The following is a 20981-nucleotide window of genomic DNA, read 5'->3' as shown; positions in this document are numbered from 1 at the left end:
TTATACACATATTATCTCATTTCTGGCGTGAAACACAAAAGGGTGCTTAGATATTTTGCGGAAAAAGGGCGCACCCTTACCAAGTAACTTGTATATTTTGCAAAATACTCTGCCGTTCAATATAGTTGTATTATATTCGCTAAAGTAAAGCGTGCTCGGCAAACTTCTAAAGATGAGGTGCTCTATGGTTAAATTTCGCTACAATAACCTCGACAATGTGAGTACCGATAAAACACTTAAAGAGTTTCGTAAGTGGCGGGAGGAACGTCGACGGAAGAAAAAAGATTATTCATATGTAGTGCCAAGTACGCCACCGAGGTTAGCTTATCTGGCGGAGAATCGGCTGGAGACTACCATTACGTGGATTGGGCATTCCACGTTTTTCCTTCAATATGAAGGGATGAATATCATTACTGATCCAATCTGGGCGAGAAGACTGGGCTTTGAGAAAAGATTGGGGCAACCCGGGATTCCGCTCAGCGAAGTGCCTCCCATTGACCTGATTCTGATCTCGCACTCTCATTATGACCACTTGCATATGGCTTCTATCCGTAAATTATATAGAGCAGGGACAACCCTTGTTGTTCCTATAGGCTTGAAACGAAAGATGCTCCGCAAAGGATTTCGCAACTGCATAGAAATGGAATGGTGGCAGGAAAATACGCTGGGTAAAATTAAGCTTACCTTCGTGCCGACTCAGCACTGGACGCGGAGAACGCCTTGGGACACGAACACTTCGCATTGGGGAGGATATATTCTGCAGCCGATCGAATCGGATAGCGACAAGCTGCCCCCAAACCTGTATTTCGCAGGAGATAGCGGTTATTTTCCGGGTTTTAAGGAGATTGGGAGCCGCTATAAGCTTCATGTTGCACTCATGCCGATTGGAGCTTATGAACCGGAGTGGTTCATGACCTCGCAGCATGTAACCCCTGAAGAGGCTATACAAGCATTTGTAGATGTTGGAGCGGAGACCATGATTCCGATGCATTACGGCACCTATAGACTTGCTGATGATACGGCCCGGGAAGCGCTGGATCGGATGGAAAGTGCCCGGCTTAAACAAGGTATTTCTGAAGAAAGAATCCGTACGCTCAGTTATGGTGAAACGCTTGTTATACAACCCGAGAATCGCATAACTGGACAATAATTGAAAAAATTCCTCCTTACTGGCGACCTCTGTACAGCAGCTGGAATAACTTTAGTATTGGAGAGAACAGCTGAAAAGGCTATTTTACGGGCTTTTTGCTCTCTATTTATGCTATAATGAGCCGAAACCCTAAGTGAAAAGGATGGTAATGCGTAATGATTAGCACAAGCGGCGTAACACTCCGCTACGGAAAACGCGCTCTCTTTGAAGATGTAAACATAAAATTCACCCCTGGTAACTGCTACGGTTTGATTGGCGCCAATGGTGCCGGTAAATCAACCTTTCTGAAAATTCTGTCTGGTGAGATCGAAGCAAATACCGGTGAGGTACATGTTACACCAGGCGAACGTCTCGCAGTACTCAAACAGAACCATTTTGAGTATGATGAATTCCCAGTACTTGAGACCGTAATTATGGGTCATACACGTCTTTATGAAATTATGAAAGAAAAGGACGCGCTTTATGCGAAGTCTGATTTCACAGAAGCGGATGGCCTGCGTGCAGGGGAGCTTGAAGGTGAGTTCGCTGAGCTTAACGGCTGGGATGCTGAGCCAGATGCAGCTGCCATGCTGATTGGTCTCGGAATTATGCGTGAACTGCATGACAAAAAAATGGCCGAACTGAGCGGCAATGAAAAGGTACGGGTACTCTTGGCGCAAGCCTTGTTTGGCCGTCCAAATAACCTGCTGCTAGATGAGCCTACCAACCACTTGGATCTCGAATCTATTGGCTGGTTAGAGAACTTCCTCATGGACTATGAAGGTACTGTTATCGTCGTATCCCATGACCGTCACTTCCTGAATAAAGTATGTACGCATATTGCGGATATTGATTTTGGCAAAATCCAAATGTACGTCGGCAACTACGACTTCTGGTATGAGTCCAGTCAGCTTGCGCAAGCTTTGCAGCGTGATTCGAACAAGAAGAAGGAAGATAAAATCAAGGAATTGCAGGCATTTATCCAGCGTTTCTCGGCCAATGCTTCCAAGTCTAAACAAGCGACATCACGTAAGAAACAACTTGAGAAAATTACACTGGACGATATTCGTCCGTCGAACCGTAAATATCCGTTCCTCAACTTCAAACCTGAACGTGAAGCGGGTAAACAATTGCTGACAGTCAGCGGATTGTCCAAAGCGGTTGAAGGTGAAAAGCTTCTTGATGAAATCAGCTTTGTAGTAAACAAAGGGGATAAGATTGCTTTTGTGGGCCCTTACTCCCAGCCTAAATCACTGCTGTTTGATGTGATCATGGGTGAGCAAGAAGCGGATGCGGGGGAATATACATGGGGAGTAACTACAACTCAAGCGTATTTCCCGAAAGACAACTCCAGCTATTTCGATGGTGTAGAAATGAATCTTGTAGAATGGCTACGCCAGTATTCTAAAGATCAGGACGAAACTTTCCTGCGTGGATTCTTGGGCCGTATGTTGTTCGCCGGAGAAGAAGCACTGAAGAAAGCAAGCGTGCTGTCCGGGGGCGAGAAGGTTCGCTGTATGCTGGCCAAAATGATGCTCAACGGCGCAAACGTGCTTGTGTTCGATGAACCAACCAACCACTTGGATCTGGAATCCATCACGGCACTGAATAACGGGCTGATCGATTTCGATGGCACGATTCTATTCACTTCCCATGACCATCAGTTCATCCAAACCATTGCTAACCGCATCATCGAGATTACACCTACAGGTGTAATTGACCGCTCCATGAGCTACGATGAATATTTGGAGAATCCAGAAATTAAGGAAATGCGCCAGCGCATGTATCCTGTAGAAGTATAATATTTAATTTCCGCTATGCGGAAGGAACCCATGAAGCAGCTACTCTAATCCTTTTAGGATCAGGGTAGCTGTCTTTATAATTTCGATTTTGAAAAGTTATTAACAAGTAGAATTCTACGGGGAGTATACGCGGGGCTTCTAAGACGGGAGTCTTTAGCCCTTGAGTTTTCCAAAGCGCATGTTTTCAGCTGGCTAATCGTACAATAAAGAGAATCAGTTATGAATTTGAAGAGTTCTAATCCATCCTATCAGGCAGGACGAACGTATAAACGGCTGCGTTTCCCCGAGGGATTCGCAGCCGTTTATGTTTAAATATAAGTAAATACTAAGATCCGCCAGTACGACGGCGTTGGTTGTTAGGCTTTTTGTTATTTTGGCTTTTTAGCGGTTTGGCGGAACCAGCCTGAAATGTGGATCCAGGTTTGGAGGAAGATTGTTGTTTCTTCTGCTCCAGTTTTTTACGGATAGCTTCCGCTAAGTTGATTTTTCCTTTATCGTTGCTTTCGCTCATTATGATAACCTCCTTCGAAGCAAGTCCTTACACTTTATTCTAATTGTTTTTAAATGCTGCCACAAGGGCAAGAATAATTGAAAGAATTCTTTTCCGTATTTTAAATAATCGGGGAAAAAGAGGGGGAGCCAAGATGACTGATATTTACGAAGATATACGTAAAGGGGAACGAGGAGCTTGGGTTAGCATAGCGGCTTACCTCATCCTATCATCATTCAAGCTGGTTTGCGGTTATTTATTTGCATCTAGCGCACTCGTAGCGGACGGGGTCAACAATTTAACAGATATCGTGGCATCCATAGCTGTGCTGGTGGGTTTACGGATTTCGCGGAAGCCACCTGACTCTGACCACGCTTATGGGCATTTCCGCGCAGAGACCGTAGCGGCGTTGTTGGCTTCTTTTATCATGGCGGTAGTGGGCATTCAAGTGATTGTAGAGGCGGTGCGGTCCTTTTTCGATCGTACAAAAGAAACGCCACAGCTCTTGTCGGCAGGGGTGGCTATTGTATGTGCAGTGGCTATGATGGGGGTATATATATATAACAAAAGACTGGCCAAGCAAATTAACAGTGGGGCACTTATGGCAGCGGCTAAGGATAATTTTTCTGATGCTATGGTCAGTGTTGGAGCCGCAGTTGGGATTGTAGGCGCACAGTTTGGATTGCCATGGATTGATTCCGCAGCGGCTGTTCTTGTCGGACTCATTATCTCCAAGACTGCTTGGGATATTTTTCGTGATTCGACCTATCGGCTTACCGATGGCTTTGATGAAGATAAATTGATGGATCTACGCAGTACGATTGCTCGAACGCCGGGAGTAGAAGAGATTAAAGATGTGAAGGCACGGGTTCATGGTAATCATGTGCATGTGGATGTTGTAGTGGAGGTGGATGCGAATATTTCTGTGACGGAAGGTCATGAAATAAGTGATTCCATCGAAGAAAGAATGAGCAAAATGCATAATATTATGAATGTGCAGGTGCACGTGGAACCTAAAAAATAAATTAAAAATGCTATATTAAGGAAAAAACACACATATTCAAGGAGAAATCAAGACTTTAGACCTGTATGTTACCATAAAGTGGCATGATTATATGTGAAATTTGGAGCATGTTCCAAATCCCGGGCAAGCCTATAATGAGGGCATAAAGGAATAATGTAGTACAATCCTTTATTGAAATCTCATCATGGAATTTGGGGGAACGTATGATCAAATCACATAAGCAAATTACAGCATCTTTGTTAGTATCTGCTGCAATTGTTGCAGGTTTAGGAGTATCTGCTCCTGGACAAGCAGCGGCAGCCTCAAGTTCATCTAATTCAGTTACAGCAGCTTCAGCCGTTCAAACAGGTGTGATCGAGGCTAGTGTTCGCCTTCGCAGCACCCCTTCTACTGACGGAGAAATAGTGAAGTACTTGCAAAAGGGAGATCAAGTGCAGATCCTTTCGCAGCCTAACAGCTATTGGTATCAAGTAAAAACGGCTGATGGTTCAGTGGGTTATACAAGTGCAGGAGATAAGTATATCAGCGTATCCTCTGCTTCAGTAACGACACCATCGGCACAAACTGGCACCATTAAGTATGGTGTGAATCTTCGGGTTTCACCTTCAACAAGCGGAAAAGTAATGAAGCTTTTGAATAAGGGAGAAAAAGTAGAAGTTCTGGCACAGCCTAACAGTTACTGGTATCAAGTTAAAGCGGCGGATGGTAGCATCGGATATATAAGTTCAAGTGATCAATATAGTACACTTTCAGGAAACGGTGGGGGATCTGGAACGGTAACGCCTACACCAACGCCTACACCTACACCTACACCTACACCTACACCCAATCCGCCTATAACAACACCGGGGGCTTCAGCCCAAATCGAACGGGTAATTGCTGCAGGCATGGGATATCTAGGAACGCCTTATGAGTATGGCTCCAGCAGAAATGATACAAGAACCTTTGACTGCTCGGACTTCATCCGGCAAATTTTTATGGATGCTGCGAATCTCAAACTGCCGGCGGATTCCCGTCAACAAGGAGATTGGGTGAAGTCGAATAGTACGATGGTTACGTCTATTTCCAATTTGAAGCGCGGCGACTTAATGTTCTTTATGGATTATAAGGGGAATTCTGCTTCTGCTTATGAGGGAATCGACAAATCTACAGCTAGAATATCGCATGTTGCTATGTATCTAGGAGATGGACAAGTTCTACAAACTTATTCCGTAGCTTCAGGCGGGGTAAGAGTAGATAAACTAAGCGCTTCTTGGATGAATCGTTTTCTCTACGGAGGTTCGGTCATTCGCTAAATATATGAAAAATGCAGGAAGCGACAGCATCGCATGTTTGTGACGGGTGAACGATGGCGGGCGTACGCGCAAGAGGGCTATCCTTTTAGTAGAATTCTCTACTGAAGGGGTAGCTCTTCCTGTTTTATCTGTTCAGAATATGTACTCTCCACATAAAAAAAGGGCAGTACCATCGGCCATTTTTCTGGCTCTTGGGACACCCTTTTTTCGCATATTGATAATTAAGGTAAGATCACATTGGCTGTTACAGGAACCTTAACCCATGCTTTTCCTAGCCAAGTGTAGATTTCTCTCCATTCATTACCCCAAGTGTCCGAAATAACTTCACCTGTTGTATCAAGAGTCTGAACGCCAAGCCAGCCTGCTGGAATTATACCTCCGACGGAAAAGTAGAAAGGTGTTTTCTCGGTCAGCACTATTTGTGGTGTTGCTGGAATCATATCCGCTGGAGTGATAATTGTTTCAAAAGAATTGCTGTAAGTGCTTCCAGTTACGGTTGCAGGATCCGTAGTAGTGTTAGTTACTTCAGCTGCTGAAGCTGTAGCAGCAATGGAAGCCATAAGACCTAAGGCTACTGTAAGGCTGGCGATTTTTTTCATGTTTGGTTCCTCCTAGTGGGGATTGGATGTATTTTTTTCCAAAAGCGCTGTTTGCTAATATGCTAGTAAACGTAAATGATGCGTGATGAACCACCCATTCAACATTTCTTATTTTCTCAAGTGACATCCGTGCAGGAATGACCTATACTTTCTGCATGATGAATAAGATATATGGATAGATATGGGAGGGATACGACAGTCACACCATTAAAATGAGGGGCTACTACATAGATCTACCTCTGCGTCCCGTGAAGAGAGAAATTACAAACAGAACCAGGAAGACGAAGAACAGGATCTTAGCAAGACCAGCGGCGGCGGCTACAAGGTTGAAGAAACCAAAGATTCCGGCGATTACTGCGACTACAAGTAGTATTGCGGACCATTTTAACATTACATATCACCTATCCTTTTTTGATTAATGTAGTCATTGTATAAACGGGGACTTTGATTTTGAAACAAAAGGGAAGAGGGACTCTTGACAAGACTCGACAAGATGTTTCGGCTTATGGGACCAGGGGTAACTATGCAGTATACAAGGCTGATTAGCCGATATTTATGAGATATGGAAGGGGTTATGAATATGATCATTGAACTTAGTGTAGCTCTCGTCGCAATTGCATTCGCAGTACTTGTTTTCTTTTTAATTAAAACCTTAAAGTCGGCAAAGGATTCACTCGACAAAGTCAGCCAAACCTTGGTGGAAGTACAGAAGACGATGGATGAGCTTACTTATGAAGTGAAAACGACGGTCAGACACGCAAATGAAATCACTGCCGATGTACAGCATAAGATTCAAAAGATTGACCCAGTCATCGATTCTGTCAAGAATCTGGGTGATGTCATGAATGAGCTGACCTTAACGGTCAAACAAGTGTCAGTCACAGTGATTGAGAAATATCGTAAATCGCGTGAGCTGAAGGAGAAGAGTAAGGAAGTCTCTATAAAAGAAGCTCCGTTAACTCCTGCTGAAGAACGTACTGTTAACTCCTATGATGCCATTTATGCTGAGAAGTCACCGGGAAAAATAGCTACAGTGCTAAAAGGTGTAGACGTAGCTGCAACTCTTTGGAAGAAATTTCGTCATTAAGCATAAGATAGTAAAGCTTCTGTAATCGGTGGCTGCAGATAAGAAAGGTGGGACACAACATGAACATGATGATCCTTTTATTTGGTCTTCTTTTCCCATACTTTGATGCGTCTCCACAGTTGGCGCCTATCGCTACTTTTATTGAACAACCTAAGTCGGTTCTCGCATTTGAACATGCTTCAGAATCCAGCCCATATATCAATGACTTTGATTCTCTGCAAGGTGTTGCTTTATATGCCACAAAGGAAGAAATGTTTCTGGCCAAAGGCAATCCGCTTGCGGTGACAAATGATCCATTACAAGAGACGGTGGAGTACCACTACGCAGATGTGACAGTGGGTGTGGGCGAGGGGATGGTACTTTATGTACATGTTTCACCTCCGCAAGCACGGCAGTTTGGTTTACATGTAGATGGTGTAGAAATCGATCCTGTAAGAGATAATTTGCAAGATACTTTGGGCAAACCGTATTTTATAGCTGAAGATGGGGATGTATATATGAGAGGGAATAATGCACTCAAAATATATCGAAATTTGGCGGGTGAATTTGAAGGAATTGATTTATTTGATAGTATTTCTTCCTAATGTGTTTCATATTTGAGCAAATTGGTTAATAAACATAGGCTGTCTTTAGAATAGAGTAACCTCCAGAACCACTAGGTATAGTGGGGCTGGAGGTTACTTTGCTGAATACGTAAATTGATCCTATGACTATATTTACATATTATGAAAATAGAAATAACACTGTAAAATAGCGTATGATATAGTTAGTAGGTTTGCAGAATTTTACGGTCGTAATACTATTCGTGTGAGGTGAAGATGATGAGAATCTTAATCGTGGATGACAATCCGACTAATGTTATCATTATCCGTGAAATCCTGAAAAAAGAAGATTACCGAAATTTCGTAACCGCATCTTCTGCTAAAGAGATGTTGGAAAGGCTTGGAATCGGTTCTGGGAGTGAAGATGGACGTCCCCGGATGTCAGATATTGATCTGATTTTACTGGATATGATGATGCCAGAAATGGATGGGATCGAAGCATGTCGTGTTGTGCAGCAATACGAACATCTTAAGGATATTCCAATAATAATGGTTACAGCTGTAGGCGATTCTAAGAAATTGGCCGAAGCGCTGGATGCAGGTGCAGTAGATTATGTTACGAAACCTATTAATAAAGTGGAGCTAATGGCCCGGATTCGGCTTGCTCTGCGGTTGAAACGTGAGAAAGATTGGCATAAAGAACGGGATCAGCGAATCCAGGAGGAGTTGAGACTGGCTGCGCTTGTGCAGAATGCTGTACTCAGCCTGCCGCTGCAGGAAGAGAATTTCGAGGTGCATGCTATCTATCAGCCTTCCTCTGAATTGGCAGGTGATTTATATGCGTGGTATCCCCTTGGGGATGGCCGATATGGCGTAATCCTCCTAGACATTATGGGACACGGTATATCATCATCTCTTTTTTGCATGTTCCTTGCGTCAGTATTAAAGGATACGGTAACTACCTATGTAGAGCCGGAAAAGGTAATTCAGGAACTCAATCGAAGGTTTAACCAACTTTATATTGAGAAAAAGCTGATTCAATACTATTTTACGACGATTTATCTTGTGATTGACACTCGTATAAAGCGTATTGACTATGTTAACGCTGGGCATCCACCTGCGCTGTTTTTTGAGGGCACAGCTAAGACTCCGGTCTTGCTGGAAAGTAATTGTCACCCTGTAGGCCTGTTTGAACGGATTGATATTCAGCCTCAGAGCTTGACCTACGAAGATGAAGGGCATTTGGTTCTCTATACAGATGGTCTGCTGGAGCTGGTTGAGGGTGAACAGGAAGAGCAGCTGAAGTTCATGATTAAGCATTTAAATGTTGAGCATGAATGGAAGGAAGAAACTATACGGGCTGCTTTTTTCAATGCTGATGTTCCTAAAGAGCGTGACGATGACAAATGTATAGTGTGGATCTCACTGAAGAAGGGAACAGAATGAGGATGAAAATAAAGGCTAAACTCTTAATTGGTTTTAGTGCGATGCTGGCGATTATGCTGGCACTTACTATGATTGGATACGATCGTTTGGATTATATGAATGGTCAGCTTGAGGGTTACCAGGATAGATATATGAAGGGGCGTTCTTCTTCAGGTATGCGTGGAGAAGTGAATGATATGGCGCGAATATTAACGACGACCATGTTAAGCGCTGATACATCAACGGTAGAATCACAAAAAAAAGAGATTGATAAAAAAATAGCTAAGGCGAATGAGCACTACGACAAAATAAAAGAATCAATGACTAGCGCTGAAGAGATGCAGATCGTTACTCAAATTGATGATTCTTATACGATCTATCTAAATTATCAGGAAAAAATATTGAAGCTGCTATCAGCTGGTTATTTCCAGAATGCCAGCACGTATTCTAACACAGAGGGACAAGCGATTCAGAATGCGGTATTAAACGCTCTGAACAGTCTCTCTGATTATAATGCCTTTATTATGAATGAAGAGAGCGCAAAAGCTAAAGATGCCTATCAAAGCTCTACTCAGATGGTCATCTTGATGATGATTGTGGGTCTACTACTTGGACTTGGAGTTGTTCTATGGATCATTCCAAGCATTACGCGGGGGCTTAACGTCGTTTCGATGATGATTACCAGCTTCGGCAACGGCAGAATTCGGGCTATAAGGCGCATCAAGGTTACTTCTAAAGATGAGATTGGTGAGGTTGCCCTTGTCTTTAAGAAAATGGCTTTAGATCTTGAAGAGAAACAGCAAATGGAACAGGCCTATGCACAGGCGCAGAATGATCAATCCTGGCTGAATGCAAATGTTGCTCAGGTGACAGAACTTCTCCGGGGAGTTAGCTCATTGGATCAGGTCTCACAGACCTTTATCAACGAGTTCACCCCTGTGCTGGGAGCCCAGTTTGGGGCAGTATATTTAAAGGATGCTAACCGTCCCGATTTTCTGCGAAGCAGTGGTTATTATGCAGTAGATAGCGATAAGAAACCAAAGGAAGGTTTTGTGATTGGAGAAGGACTCGTAGGACAAAGTGCGCTTGATATGCACCCAATCAGATTGGAGCGGGCTCCTGAAGATTATATCTCCGTGAAATCCGGCTTTGTGGATTCACAGCCAGGATATATTTCCATTCATCCGCTTATTTTTGAAGACGAGCTGCTCGGTGTAGTAGAATTCGCTTCATTCCAGCCATTTAGCAGTCTGAAAAATGATTTGCTGCAACAACTTGCGAATAATTTAAGCATTATTTTCAATAATATTAGTCGTCGTCTGATTGTAGAGAAATTACTGCGTGAGTCACAGGCACTTACGGAAGAACTGCAATGTCAGTCAGAAGAGCTGCAGACTCAGCAAGAAGAACTGCGTCGTTCCAATGAGAACTTGGAAGAGCAGACGGACGCACTTAAGCGTTCAGAAGAACTGCTGCAACGTCAGCAGGAGGAACTGGAACATTACAATACGGAACTCGTCGCCAAGACTCGTGCACTAGAGGAGCAAGTGCAGGAGGTTGAGGAGAAAAAAGATGAAATTGAGCATGCTAAGGTTCAGCTAGAGAAACAGGCTATGCAATTATCCGTGACTAGTAAGTATAAATCAGAATTTATGGCGAACATGTCCCATGAATTGCGGACGCCGCTCAACAGTCTGCTGATCTTGTCCCAGCTGCTTACCGAGAACAAGGATGGTAATTTAACGGAGAAGCAGGTTGAATTTGCCCATACGATTTATATGTCAGGTGCTGACCTGCTTAAGATGATTGATGAAATTTTAGACCTGTCCAAGGTTGATGCAGGAAAAATGGAACTGAATCATGAAGAAATTAAACTGACTGAGCTGAAAAGCTTTGTGAAGCAGAATTTTGCTCCACAGGCGCTCAAAAAAGGACTCTCCTTACGGATAGCCTTTAACGAGCCGCTGCCAGATAGCGTAATTGCCGATAGTCATCGGTTGAAGCAGGTCTTAAGAAATCTGCTTTCCAATGCCTTTAAATTTACAACCGAAGGTTTTATCGAGTTTTCAGTTAGCCCGGCAGATACAAATCTCTTGCCACTAAATCTGCCGAGTGATAATGAATATATTGCTATTGCTGTGAAGGACAGTGGCATTGGTATTCCGGCTGACAAAACAGATATTGTATTCGAAGCCTTCCAGCAAGTAGACGGAACAACCAGCCGTAAATATGGAGGCACGGGCCTGGGATTGTCGATCAGCCGTGAATTGGTTCGTATAATGGGTGGAGCTATTGTGCTCGAATCCCGTGAGGGGCAAGGCAGTACCTTCACTTTGTATTTGCCGGTGAAGGCAAATTACAGTAAACAACCTGCAGAAATAGAAGCTGCTGTGTCCAAAGAGGATTCAACATATGATGAATATATTGGAGACATGCTTCCAACCTTAGTGCCAGCAGCCGTTAACGTACCCCTTCCACAACTGACAATTGAGGATGACCGTGACAATTTGACGGCGAATGACAAAGTCCTGCTTATTATTGAAGATGATGAAAGCTTTGCGAAAATCTTGCTAGACATGGCTCGTGGTCGCAGATTTAAAGGCTTAGTAGCGCTTCAAGGCGATATTGGACTGCAGATGGCAAAAACTTATTTGCCAGATGCGATTATTCTCGATATACAGCTGCCTGTAATGGACGGCTGGACCATTCTTAGAGAGCTGAAAAGTGCATCTCAGACCCGTCACATTCCTGTTCATGTTATTTCAGTGAACGATGAAGTGAAGCAAGGATTGATGATGGGAGCTATGGCATATCTAAGAAAACCATCTTCAAGAGAAGCATTGGAGCGGGCTTTCTCACAAATTGAGAACTATACGTCCAGCACTGTGAAGTACCTTCTGATTGTAGAAGATGATGAGATTCAACGTCGTTCCATTATGGAATTGATTGGTCATGATGATGTAGCTATTACCGCGGTATCAACCGGCAATGAGGCACTGATGGAGCTGCGCAAGCAGAGATATGATTGTATGGTTCTGGATCTTATGCTTGGGGATATGAACGGCTTTGAACTGCTGGATCAGATTCGTGATGATGAGGAATTAAACGATCTTCCTATTATTATTTATACAGGTAAGGATTTAGATAGCAAAGAAGAGACACAGCTCCGCAAGTATGCTGAATCCATAATTATCAAGGATGTTCGTTCTCCGGAACGACTACTGGATGAGACAACGTTGTTCTTGCACCGGGTAGAAGCCAATCTTCCGGAAGATAAACGTAAAATTTTGCAGAAGCTGCATAACAAGGAAGAGTTATTCGAAGGGAAGAAAATACTGCTCGTCGATGATGATATTCGTAATGTTTTTGCACTCTCTAGTGTACTGGAAGAATACCACATGGAAGTGAAGTTTGCGGAGAACGGACGTGAAGCGCTGGAAATGCTGGTAGAGCAAGAAGATTTTGATCTCGTGCTTATGGATATGATGATGCCGGAAATGGACGGATATGAAGCTATGCGCCGAATCCGTGAAATGCCGCAATATCAGAAACTGCCTATTATTGCGCTTACCGCCAAAGCAATGAAAGAGGATCGTGCCAAATGTATTGAAGCGGGAGCTTCTGATTATATGAAGAAACCGATCGCAACAGGTCAACTTCTTTCGTTAATGCGTGTCTGGTTGTATTCGTAAACTCAAATTTGGGGTAATACCTTTTTAAGAACTAACATGACTAGAATTACGGTGTGTTAATAAGGGAGTCGGGATAACAATGAAAGCGATAGAACACGGATATGAGGAGCAGCCCGTTATGGTAGGAAGTGACGAGTTGGAGCAAATTGAGATCGAGCTGCTCCTTGATGGAGTACACCGTTTATATGGATATGATTTCCGGAATTATGCGTTGCCTTCTTTGAAGCGGCGTATCTGGCATCATGTGCATGCGGAGAATGTACACAGCATATCCGCGCTGCAAGAAAAGGTGCTGCATGATCGTGCCTGTTTTGAACGATTTGTCTATAGTCTCTCCATTCCGGTCACCGAAATGTTTAGGGACCCGGGGTTATTTTTAACGTTTCGCCAGAAGGTAGTTCCGTTGTTGAGGACTTATCCCTATATTCGTATCTGGCATGCTGGATGCTCCACTGGTGAAGAAGTATACTCTATGGCCATCCTGCTTCATGAAGAAGGGCTTTACGATAAGGCTCGGATTTATGCCACAGATATGAATGAGCGTTCTTTACAGCAGGCTAAAGAAGGCGTCTATGATATTAGCAGAATGAAGCAATACACTAAGAATTATTTGGAGGCGGGAGGTACCCGGGCATTCTCTGAATACTATACAGCGAAGTATAACTCGGTTATTTTACAGCCATATTTACGCAAAAACATTATATTTGCTGAGCATAACTTAGCTACAGATACTTCTTTTAATGAGTTTAATGTTATTTTCTGCCGCAATGTGATGATCTATTTCAATGATGAGCTGCGTGATCATGTTCACGGCTTGTTTCATGAAAGTTTAAGTCGTTTTGGAATACTTGTTCTAGGCTCTAAAGAATCCATTCACTTTACGAAGTACAGCGATTGTTATGAGTCTTTGGACAGAGTAGAAAAAATATACCGTAACATAAAATAACGCATGAAGGAGGGTGGTCCTATGGGGTTTCAAGAACCAATTCATATACTACTAGTAGATGACCGTCCTGAAAATCTGCTGGCGCTGGAGGCGGTACTTGAAAGCCAGCATTATGAGCTAGTCAAAGCCACCTCCGGCGAAGAAGCGCTGCGGTGTTTGTTAAGGTATGATTTTGCTGTCATCGTACTGGACGTGCAGATGCCAGGTATGGATGGGATCGAGACCGCAAAGTTGATTAAAGCCAGAGAAAAAACAAAGGAAATTCCGATTATCTTTATCTCTGCGAATAGTAAGGAAGCGGAGCATTTATTCGCGGGCTATTCTGCAGGGGCTATTGATTATATGGTTAAACCCTTCATTCCACAAATTCTGAAGTCTAAGATACAAGGTTTTGTCGAGATGTATATTACGAGCAAAAAACATCAGACTCAGACCATGCTGCTGCAGCAAAAGACGAAAGAGCTGGAAATCATAAATAGTGAGCTCGTAAAGGCTAAGGAAGAGGCGGAGATCGCCTCCAAAGCGAAGTCGGAATTTCTGGCTATGATGAGTCATGAGATTCGTACACCAATGAATGGCGTAGTGGGTATGATTGATTTATTAATGGAGACTGACCTTGCTCCTGAGCAGAAGGAGTATTCCGAGATCATTCGGAAAAGTGCAGACACGTTGATTACGGTTATAAACGATATTCTTGATTTCACCAAAATGGAATCCGGTAAAATGGAAATCGAAGAGCAGCTGTTCGAACTTCGCACATGTATTCAAGAGGTGTTCAGCCTCTTTTCGGTGGAAGCGGGAAAAAAGAACCTGGAGCTCGCTTATTTTATCGATCAGAAGTTGCCTAGACTTTTATATGGAGATATGGCTCGTCTACGCCAAGTATTAATTAATCTGATTGCTAACGCAGTTAAATTTACAAATCAGGGCGGTGTCTATTTAGTCGCTTCCATCAAAGAAACATCTGGGCACAAGGTAGAAGTCGAGTTTACGGTCATGGATACAGGGATTGGTATTTCTCCAGAGAAATGCGACCGATTATTCCAACCGTTCTCACAGCTGGATTCTTCAATGACACGGAAATACGGGGGGACAGGGCTTGGTTTAGCCATATGTAAATCCCTTGTAGGCATGATGGGCGGAGAAATACGGGTAGAATCCATGGAGCAAAAAGGAGCTACCTTTATTTTTACGATTCAAGCATCCGTACCTGGAGAAGATTTGACAGGAGGTTATCAAGAAGAGGAATCGCCTCATCTTCTTCTTAATCAGGAGAGCAGAAGCCGAATTCTTGTTGTAGATGACCATCCTATCAATCAGCGTCTGATGGTTAGCATGCTAGATAAGCTCGGCTATGAAGCTGATATGGCTGAGGACGGGAAACAGGCTGTGCAAATGGCGCTTAAGCAGCCCTATGATTTTATCTTTATGGATCTCCAAATGCCAGTAATGGATGGCCTGGAGGCAACCGCCCAAATCCGTCGAGAAGGCGGTCCGGCGGCTGAGAAGACTATTATTATTGCAATGACTGCGAATGTCATGGATGGCATTCAGAATCGCTGTAAAGCCTCAGGAATGGATGACTATATCAGCAAGCCACTTAAGATGAGCAGTATTAAGCAGATTATCTCTCGGTATTCTAGCAGCGATAATCGGATGGTTGAACCAGATACATCTATTTTTCAGGCGTAACCCAAGATTTACTAGTTTATATTTTAATGTTATTTGTTTCAAAGGTAGGACTATGAGGTTATTAATATAGAAAATATTTATCAGGAGAGATCGTCTATGAACACGCATAAAAGTAATAAGTTTCACGCTAAGACAGAGACAAAAGAAAATGTATGTACGGTTTTCCTGAATGGTGAACTTGATCTATCCGTTGCTTCCGATTTCCGTTTGGTAATGGAGCCGCTTGTAGGTGATACGAAGCATGATTTAGTAATAAATCTTAAAGAATTAAAATACATCGATAGCACGGGTATTGGTATTCTACTTTCGATCCTGAAATCAAGACAAGGTATGGACGTTAAGTTTATGGTTGAGGATGTTCCTCCCCAAATTCAGAAGCTGTTTGACATGACTGGTATTACCAAGTTTTTTGCCTCCCAAGAGAATTCCCACTAGGAAAGGATAGAACAAAGAATGAGTGATGATGTGCAAAAAGTAATTCTTCAGCTGCCGGCTAGCGCAGAGTATGTGGATATTGTTAGGTTAAATTTATATGGTATTGCTTCAAAAATGGGCTTCACCTACGAAGATATTGAAGATATGAAGGTAGCTGTATCAGAGGCGTGTAACAATTCAGTATTGTACGCCTATGGACAACAAGACGGAATGGTTGATGTAATCTTTGAGGTGGGTGAAAGTGCCTTATCCATTACAGTCAAAGACGAGGGGGAGAGCTTTGACGGTTTGGAAGACTCGTCCAGTGAGCGTATGACACTGCATGATAAAGAGTTGAGTGACGTTCAGGTCGGCGGTTTAGGGTTCTACTTAATGCAAGCGTTGATGGATGACGTGAGCGTCGTAAGTGAGGCCGGAAGAGGGACGGTAGTAACTTTGAAGAAGCACCTTAACTTTAGCGAGGAAAAGGTATGAGTGATAAGGTGACTCCCCCCGAGTCCATGAATGAAGCAGTCACCCAAATTTGGGAATATCAGCAGACTAAGGATAATGAACGCGCAACAGTGCTGATACAGAAATATGAGCCTATGGTAAAAATGGCTGCTGGAAAAATTTCTCGCAACCGCCCCGACTTGTATGAGGATTTATATCAGGTCGGGCAAATGGCGCTCATCCGGTTATTACAGCAATATGATATTAGCCTTGGAATCCCTTTTGAGCCCTATGCGATGAAAAGCATGATTGGACATATGAAGAATTTCCTACGTGATAAATCTTGGTACATACAGGTACCTAGACGGATTAAAGAAAAGGGAGCACTTGTTCAACATGCGATTGACGAACTAACAGTGAAGCTGGAACGTTCGCCTGCGGTGGATGAGATTGCTCATTATCTTGATTTGTCTGTTGAAGAAACTGTAGAAGTACTGGCGGGCAGAGAATGTTATCATTACGTCTCCCTAGACTCGCCCCTTTCTCAAGAGGAGACAGGAGCTACACTAGGCGAGCTGATCAGCTCTGACGCAAATGATTACGAGACCGTAGAGAAACGTATGGATTTACAACAAGCACTAGGTCAATTGAAGGAACAGGAGCAGCAGGTGCTGCTGTTAGCGTTTCAAGATGGACAATCCCAGCGGGCGATCGCCCAGAAGCTGGGGGTATCACAGATGAGCGTTTCACGCATACAGAAGCGGGCCACTGAGAAGTTAAAGCAGATTATGGCCAACTCTTCCTATTGAGTTCCTGTATGGGTAGTATACATTTTCGACGATAAGGACATGCCTCTCTCCGCTGACTGGAGACCCGCATGTCCTTTATTTGTATACTGTTGTAGACTTATTCCCCCGCTTGTCCGTCCAACCTAGAGGATTAGACGGACAAGCGGGGGAAGCGGTCGTTGGGGAATAGATCGATAGTCTTGCGGTTAGCTATTAGCATCAATGTATTTTTTAATTTCGCCAAGATACTCTCCGATTACTGGAACATTAAGAAAAAGACTAAGAATGTAGCCTAATAAACCAAGGACTACAAATGTTCCGAGAGATAGTCCAAGTCCCCGAGATATACCGGCCATCAGGTTTGTGATGATTCTTTTTTTCGGATCTGAATAGTTGTCGAGAATGTCCTTGAATTCTGATTTTTCCAGTGAGTGAGCGATCTTATCAAGACGACTGTTTAAGCGTTTCACTTCATGTCGCAACTCGAAAGGATGTTCATCAATTTCATAAGGTTTTGTTTGGTTATTTGAATCTGCCATGCGCCATCCCTGCTTTCTATAGCCCGAACGGGCATTAATTAAATGTCTAGTTGTATCTGCTGATGTGAATAAAGGTATAACTAAACAACAGCCAGCTGCGGTCAGCTGGCTGTTGTTTGTTAAAGTGATAGCTGTATGATGCCGCAGATTAGTAATTGGATTTATAGGAGGATTTTACATCCTCTTTCGCATCCTTAGCCTGATTGGCAACCTCTTTAGAGGATGCTTTGGCTTCATCAGCTACGTCTTTAGAGGCGTCTTTAACATCCGAGCTTACATTGCTTGAGGCTTCACTTACAGTGTCACCAATTTTACTTCCAGCCTCTTGAAGAGTGGCGGCAATCTGTTGTTTGCTGTCACTGACAGTGGTATAGATATCAGAGGCTTTATCTGATACCGTACTAGCCAAATCGGTTGCTTTTTCGCCAACTGTTGTCGCAATAGCTTTGGTTTTGTCAGTTACGGCACCAGCAACTTCTTTGGTCTTGTCTGTAGCTAGAGAAAGTTTATCTGACAGATCACTGCGCATTTCACGGCCAGGCTTTGGTGCAAATAGCAGGGCTGCTGCGGCACCAATTAAGCTACCAATAAAGATACCTTTTAATAAGCTGCTTCCGTTCTCTACTTCATGTTCTACGTTACTCATCACCAATCACTCCTTATAATTTATCTTACTTCGTATATAAACTTTGGCGTATGGGCTGAAACAGTTGAAGAGCAAGGGGGAGATTACGGGAGGTTAAGGGAGGATACGGTAACCTAGATGGCTTTAGGTCATATAAACCGCGTTTTTGAGGCTTTATCAACATTTGTTTATGCGCAAAAAGAAGGGCGAAGACAGGCTGTGATATGCAGCATATGTCTCCATCCTTCTACGATTGAATTTAGAATGTTACGGATTAATCATTAACGGCTTGGAGTACCGCATAGCCGAATTCAGGCAGATTCAGATACAGCTGGGATGTGGAGGATTCAGTCCGCTTCTGCGTCTTTAGGTTTACCCATATCATGTCTGCCCCGGTTACAGGAATGATGACATCGGCCATAACATCTTCATTATTCAATACGATTATGAATCGGCTTTGTTTGTCCCACCGCTCATATACAAGCAGCTTTGGATAACCCGGAATCTCCAGCGCTTTAAATCCACTGCTCCGGAATGCGGGATGAGATTTACGAAGGCTGATCGTCCAGCGATAGTATTCGAGCAATTCTTGATTCTGTTTCTGGGAGTCCCACTCCATGCATTTTCGGTTGTCCGGGTCGTATCCGCCATCCATGCCGATTTCATCGCCATAATAAATACAGGGTGCTCCCTGAAAGGTCATCTGGAACAAAACGGCCAGCTTTAACTTCCTGATGTCACCGCCACAAAGTGTCAGGAAACGAACTGTATCATGGCTGTCTAGCAGATTAAAGGCGGCTTCCGTAATTTGTTGCGGATAATTCGCTAGCATAGTAGCAATCGACTGAGAGAATTGTGCAGCATTGATCTGTCCGTGGGCGAAAAAATTAATTTGAATATTCGTTAGCGGGTAATTCATAACGGCGTCAAACTGATCGCCAAGCAGCCACGGCAAGGAATCATGCATGATTTCTCCTACGAGATAGGCCTCTGGATTAACGCTTTTGATCGTACTGCGGAATTGCCGCCAGAACGAATGGGAGACTTCATTTGCGACATCAAGCCGCCAGCCGTCTATACCGATTTCCTCGATCCAATAGCGGCCTGCATTCAGTAGATATTCTATGACTTCAGGATTCTCAGTGTTGAATTTAGGCATGATAGGCTCGAATGCAAATGTGTCATAGGTGGGAATTCCGTCGATGACCTGTGGCGGCCACTCGCGTACATGGAACCAATCGGCATAACGCGAAGATTGCCCGTTCGCGAGCAGATCAACAAACGGCGGGAAGGTATGGCCGCAATGATTAAAGACACCGTCCAGGATGACACGGATGCCTTTGGAATGACAGGAGTCCACAAGCTCTTTCAGCAATGTGTTGGTGCCAAAATGAGGATCGACCAAGTAATAATCTTCTGTATCGTATTTATGATTGGTGGTTGCCGCAAATAGAGGATTAAAATATATAGCATTGATGCCCAATTCACAGAGATAATCCAAATGATCTAGTACACCCTGCAAGTCTCCTCCGAAGAAATTCCGAGGACTCGGTGTGCCGCCCCATTCGAGTACATCTGTCGGATCGTTGGTGGGATCACCATTCGCGAAACGCTCCGGGAATATTTGATAAAATACTGCATCTTTCACCCAAGATGGAGGGGAGTGCACATCTTCACGATTCAAAAATGGAAAGTCGAACAGACCCTCATATACAACAGCAGGTGGCTCTGGATAAAATCCTTTTTCCAAAAAATAAAGAACTTCGTCTTTGTTATAAAGCGCAAAGTAATACGCGAGTCTGCGGTAAACAGGACGGACGGAGGCTTGCCAGTAATCGAACAAGCCGTCAGAAGCGAGGCGCTGCATTGGAATGACCTCATGCGTTTTGTCCCAGCCAAATTTATCTCCACAGAAAAGGTCGATCTGTGATACGTTGTCCCGCTTAGTTCTTAGGCGAATATGAAGTGTAGACTCATCGTAGGCATATGACCAATTTTGTCCCATACGGTGATAAACGGCTTCCGGTTGAATCATACTCATTTTCCATCCCTTCGGGCATGTAAACGCAAAAAAGGGCCAACCTCATGATTTTCAGAGGTTGAACCCTTGGCGGTTTCATTGCCTTTAAATTTGTCTGCATCTTACCATAACCCTCAAGAGCAAAGCAAGAGGTTATTTCACAATAATTTACAATATGGAATATTTAGTATGTGGTAGGAATAAAGAGAAAATAAGAGAAAAGATAAGATAAACTTTGTTAAACCGTCTTGTTTGGACTTATACCCTGATTGCAATCAAAATTATGGATATTATAGAATGAGGGCGAACGAACTTGATTTTTCATAACACGCATTCAAATTAAAGGCACTGTTACCTGCAAAGGTACAACCTCGGCACTTTGTGCAAATGAGGTTGTACCTTTTTTTATATGCTTTTTT

19 protein-coding genes are annotated in these 20981 nt (G+C 43.4%); 13 read left to right on the top strand and 6 right to left on the bottom strand.

Annotation, left to right across the window (positions count from 1 at the left end):
• The first annotated feature begins 184 nt into the window (after nt 1–184).
• Entirely contained in the window at nt 185–1150 is a 966-nt protein-coding gene (locus MKZ16_RS28370; protein ID WP_076104191.1) for an MBL fold metallo-hydrolase, read from the top strand.
• Between the two features lie 155 nt (nt 1151–1305).
• Nucleotides 1306–2931 carry an ATP-binding cassette domain-containing protein gene (locus tag MKZ16_RS28365; RefSeq protein WP_036680232.1) on the top strand — a complete coding sequence of 542 codons (1626 nt, stop codon included), beginning with the start codon at nt 1306–1308 and terminating at the stop codon, nt 2929–2931.
• 325 nt (nt 2932–3256) lie between these two features.
• Here MKZ16_RS28365 and MKZ16_RS28360 read toward each other — a convergent pair whose 3' ends face one another.
• Complete coding sequence (locus tag MKZ16_RS28360; protein ID WP_036680230.1) at nt 3257–3442, bottom strand: hypothetical protein; 186 nt, start codon at nt 3440–3442, stop codon at nt 3257–3259.
• A gap of 133 nt (nt 3443–3575) precedes the next feature.
• On the opposite strand from MKZ16_RS28360, the gene MKZ16_RS28355 reads away from it, so the two are divergent.
• Both MKZ16_RS28355 and MKZ16_RS28350 read left to right on the top strand, forming a co-directional pair.
• Nucleotides 3576–4445: a cation diffusion facilitator family transporter gene (locus MKZ16_RS28355; protein ID WP_076104192.1), complete on the top strand. Its 870-nt coding sequence runs from the start codon at nt 3576–3578 to the stop codon at nt 4443–4445.
• 203 nt (nt 4446–4648) lie between these two features.
• Nucleotides 4649–5740 carry an SH3 domain-containing C40 family peptidase gene (locus MKZ16_RS28350; RefSeq protein WP_076104193.1) on the top strand — a complete coding sequence of 364 codons (1092 nt, stop codon included), beginning with the start codon at nt 4649–4651 and terminating at the stop codon, nt 5738–5740.
• Between the two features lie 221 nt (nt 5741–5961).
• Here the strand turns inward: MKZ16_RS28350 and MKZ16_RS28345 are convergent, their stop codons facing one another.
• Together MKZ16_RS28345 and MKZ16_RS28340 are read right to left on the bottom strand one after the other, a co-directional pair.
• A complete protein-coding gene (locus tag MKZ16_RS28345; protein WP_036680226.1) occupies nt 5962–6339 on the bottom strand; it encodes a hypothetical protein in 378 nt (125 codons plus the stop codon).
• Nucleotides 6340–6562: 223 nt separating this feature from the next.
• Nucleotides 6563–6730 carry a DUF1328 domain-containing protein gene (locus MKZ16_RS28340; protein ID WP_036680225.1) on the bottom strand — a complete coding sequence of 56 codons (168 nt, stop codon included), beginning with the start codon at nt 6728–6730 and terminating at the stop codon, nt 6563–6565.
• 189 nt (nt 6731–6919) lie between these two features.
• Between MKZ16_RS28340 and MKZ16_RS28335 the strand changes: the two genes are divergently transcribed.
• The 9 genes from MKZ16_RS28335 (at nt 6920) to MKZ16_RS28295 (ending at nt 17399) form a co-directional block, all read left to right on the top strand.
• Nucleotides 6920–7426 carry a DUF948 domain-containing protein gene (locus MKZ16_RS28335; RefSeq protein WP_036680224.1) on the top strand — a complete coding sequence of 169 codons (507 nt, stop codon included), beginning with the start codon at nt 6920–6922 and terminating at the stop codon, nt 7424–7426.
• 59 nt (nt 7427–7485) lie between these two features.
• Nucleotides 7486–8010, top strand: a complete 525-nt coding sequence (locus tag MKZ16_RS28330; RefSeq protein WP_051491114.1) for a hypothetical protein — start codon at nt 7486–7488, stop codon at nt 8008–8010.
• Nucleotides 8011–8247: 237 nt separating this feature from the next.
• Nucleotides 8248–9414, top strand: coding sequence for a fused response regulator/phosphatase (locus MKZ16_RS28325; protein ID WP_038573328.1), 1167 nt, complete (start codon nt 8248–8250; stop codon nt 9412–9414).
• 2 nt (nt 9415–9416) lie between these two features.
• On the top strand, nt 9417–13085 hold the full coding sequence (locus tag MKZ16_RS28320; protein WP_036680346.1) for a response regulator: 3669 nt from the start codon (nt 9417–9419) through the stop codon (nt 13083–13085).
• Nucleotides 13086–13164: 79 nt separating this feature from the next.
• The gene (locus MKZ16_RS28315; protein ID WP_051491113.1) at nt 13165–14031 is read left to right on the top strand and encodes a protein-glutamate O-methyltransferase CheR; all 867 of its coding nucleotides are present in this window, start codon (nt 13165–13167) and stop codon (nt 14029–14031) included.
• Nucleotides 14032–14052: 21 nt separating this feature from the next.
• Nucleotides 14053–15723 (top strand): response regulator, encoded by a 1671-nt coding sequence (locus MKZ16_RS28310; protein ID WP_036680222.1) that lies wholly within the window; start codon nt 14053–14055, stop codon nt 15721–15723.
• 96 nt (nt 15724–15819) lie between these two features.
• A complete protein-coding gene (locus MKZ16_RS28305; RefSeq protein ID WP_036680220.1) occupies nt 15820–16158 on the top strand; it encodes an STAS domain-containing protein in 339 nt (112 codons plus the stop codon).
• Between the two features lie 18 nt (nt 16159–16176).
• The gene (gene rsbW / locus MKZ16_RS28300) at nt 16177–16632 is read left to right on the top strand and encodes an anti-sigma B factor RsbW (RefSeq protein WP_036680217.1); all 456 of its coding nucleotides are present in this window, start codon (nt 16177–16179) and stop codon (nt 16630–16632) included.
• Nucleotides 16629–17399 carry a sigma-70 family RNA polymerase sigma factor gene (locus tag MKZ16_RS28295; protein ID WP_036680216.1) on the top strand — a complete coding sequence of 257 codons (771 nt, stop codon included), beginning with the start codon at nt 16629–16631 and terminating at the stop codon, nt 17397–17399. Before rsbW ends, MKZ16_RS28295 begins: the two co-directional genes overlap by 4 nt.
• Nucleotides 17400–17584: 185 nt before the next feature.
• Here the strand turns inward: MKZ16_RS28295 and MKZ16_RS28290 are convergent, their stop codons facing one another.
• The 3 genes from MKZ16_RS28290 to MKZ16_RS28280 form a co-directional block, all read right to left on the bottom strand.
• On the bottom strand, nt 17585–17917 hold the full coding sequence (locus MKZ16_RS28290) for a DUF5665 domain-containing protein (protein WP_036680215.1): 333 nt from the start codon (nt 17915–17917) through the stop codon (nt 17585–17587).
• Nucleotides 17918–18065: 148 nt separating this feature from the next.
• Nucleotides 18066–18563 carry a YtxH domain-containing protein gene (locus MKZ16_RS28285; protein WP_038573324.1) on the bottom strand — a complete coding sequence of 166 codons (498 nt, stop codon included), beginning with the start codon at nt 18561–18563 and terminating at the stop codon, nt 18066–18068.
• Nucleotides 18564–18816: 253 nt separating this feature from the next.
• Nucleotides 18817–20583, bottom strand: a complete 1767-nt coding sequence (locus MKZ16_RS28280) for a glycoside hydrolase family 13 protein (RefSeq protein ID WP_305953667.1) — start codon at nt 20581–20583, stop codon at nt 18817–18819.
• Nucleotides 20584–20981 lie beyond the last annotated feature (398 nt).

Origin of the sequence: Paenibacillus sp. FSL R5-0928 (genome assembly GCF_037970385.1) — a bacterium.
GTDB classification, from domain to species: Bacteria; Bacillota; Bacilli; order Paenibacillales; family Paenibacillaceae; genus Paenibacillus_AQ; species Paenibacillus_AQ odorifer.
The sequence above is the reverse complement of the archived record's forward strand: the minus strand, read 5'-3'. Positions and strand labels throughout refer to the sequence as shown.

Excerpts from the sequence above, each read along its gene's own strand:
- MKZ16_RS28370 (WP_076104191.1), top strand. The coding sequence starts at position 185 with ATGGTTAAATTTCGCTACAATAACCTCGACAATGTGAGTACCGATAAA.
- MKZ16_RS28365 (WP_036680232.1), top strand. The coding sequence starts at position 1,306 with ATGATTAGCACAAGCGGCGTAACACTCCGCTACGGAAAACGCGCTCTC.
- MKZ16_RS28360 (WP_036680230.1), bottom strand. The coding sequence starts at position 3,442 with ATGAGCGAAAGCAACGATAAAGGAAAAATCAACTTAGCGGAAGCTATC.
- MKZ16_RS28355 (WP_076104192.1), top strand. The coding sequence starts at position 3,576 with ATGACTGATATTTACGAAGATATACGTAAAGGGGAACGAGGAGCTTGG.
- MKZ16_RS28350 (WP_076104193.1), top strand. The coding sequence starts at position 4,649 with ATGATCAAATCACATAAGCAAATTACAGCATCTTTGTTAGTATCTGCT.
- MKZ16_RS28345 (WP_036680226.1), bottom strand. The coding sequence starts at position 6,339 with ATGAAAAAAATCGCCAGCCTTACAGTAGCCTTAGGTCTTATGGCTTCC.
- MKZ16_RS28340 (WP_036680225.1), bottom strand. The coding sequence starts at position 6,730 with ATGTTAAAATGGTCCGCAATACTACTTGTAGTCGCAGTAATCGCCGGA.
- MKZ16_RS28335 (WP_036680224.1), top strand. The coding sequence starts at position 6,920 with ATGATCATTGAACTTAGTGTAGCTCTCGTCGCAATTGCATTCGCAGTA.
- MKZ16_RS28330 (WP_051491114.1), top strand. The coding sequence starts at position 7,486 with ATGAACATGATGATCCTTTTATTTGGTCTTCTTTTCCCATACTTTGAT.
- MKZ16_RS28325 (WP_038573328.1), top strand. The coding sequence starts at position 8,248 with ATGAGAATCTTAATCGTGGATGACAATCCGACTAATGTTATCATTATC.
- MKZ16_RS28320 (WP_036680346.1), top strand. The coding sequence starts at position 9,417 with ATGAAAATAAAGGCTAAACTCTTAATTGGTTTTAGTGCGATGCTGGCG.
- MKZ16_RS28315 (WP_051491113.1), top strand. The coding sequence starts at position 13,165 with ATGAAAGCGATAGAACACGGATATGAGGAGCAGCCCGTTATGGTAGGA.
- MKZ16_RS28310 (WP_036680222.1), top strand. The coding sequence starts at position 14,053 with ATGGGGTTTCAAGAACCAATTCATATACTACTAGTAGATGACCGTCCT.
- MKZ16_RS28305 (WP_036680220.1), top strand. The coding sequence starts at position 15,820 with ATGAACACGCATAAAAGTAATAAGTTTCACGCTAAGACAGAGACAAAA.
- rsbW (WP_036680217.1), top strand. The coding sequence starts at position 16,177 with ATGAGTGATGATGTGCAAAAAGTAATTCTTCAGCTGCCGGCTAGCGCA.
- MKZ16_RS28295 (WP_036680216.1), top strand. The coding sequence starts at position 16,629 with ATGAGTGATAAGGTGACTCCCCCCGAGTCCATGAATGAAGCAGTCACC.
- MKZ16_RS28290 (WP_036680215.1), bottom strand. The coding sequence starts at position 17,917 with ATGGCAGATTCAAATAACCAAACAAAACCTTATGAAATTGATGAACAT.
- MKZ16_RS28285 (WP_038573324.1), bottom strand. The coding sequence starts at position 18,563 with ATGAGTAACGTAGAACATGAAGTAGAGAACGGAAGCAGCTTATTAAAA.
- MKZ16_RS28280 (WP_305953667.1), bottom strand. The coding sequence starts at position 20,583 with ATGAGTATGATTCAACCGGAAGCCGTTTATCACCGTATGGGACAAAAT.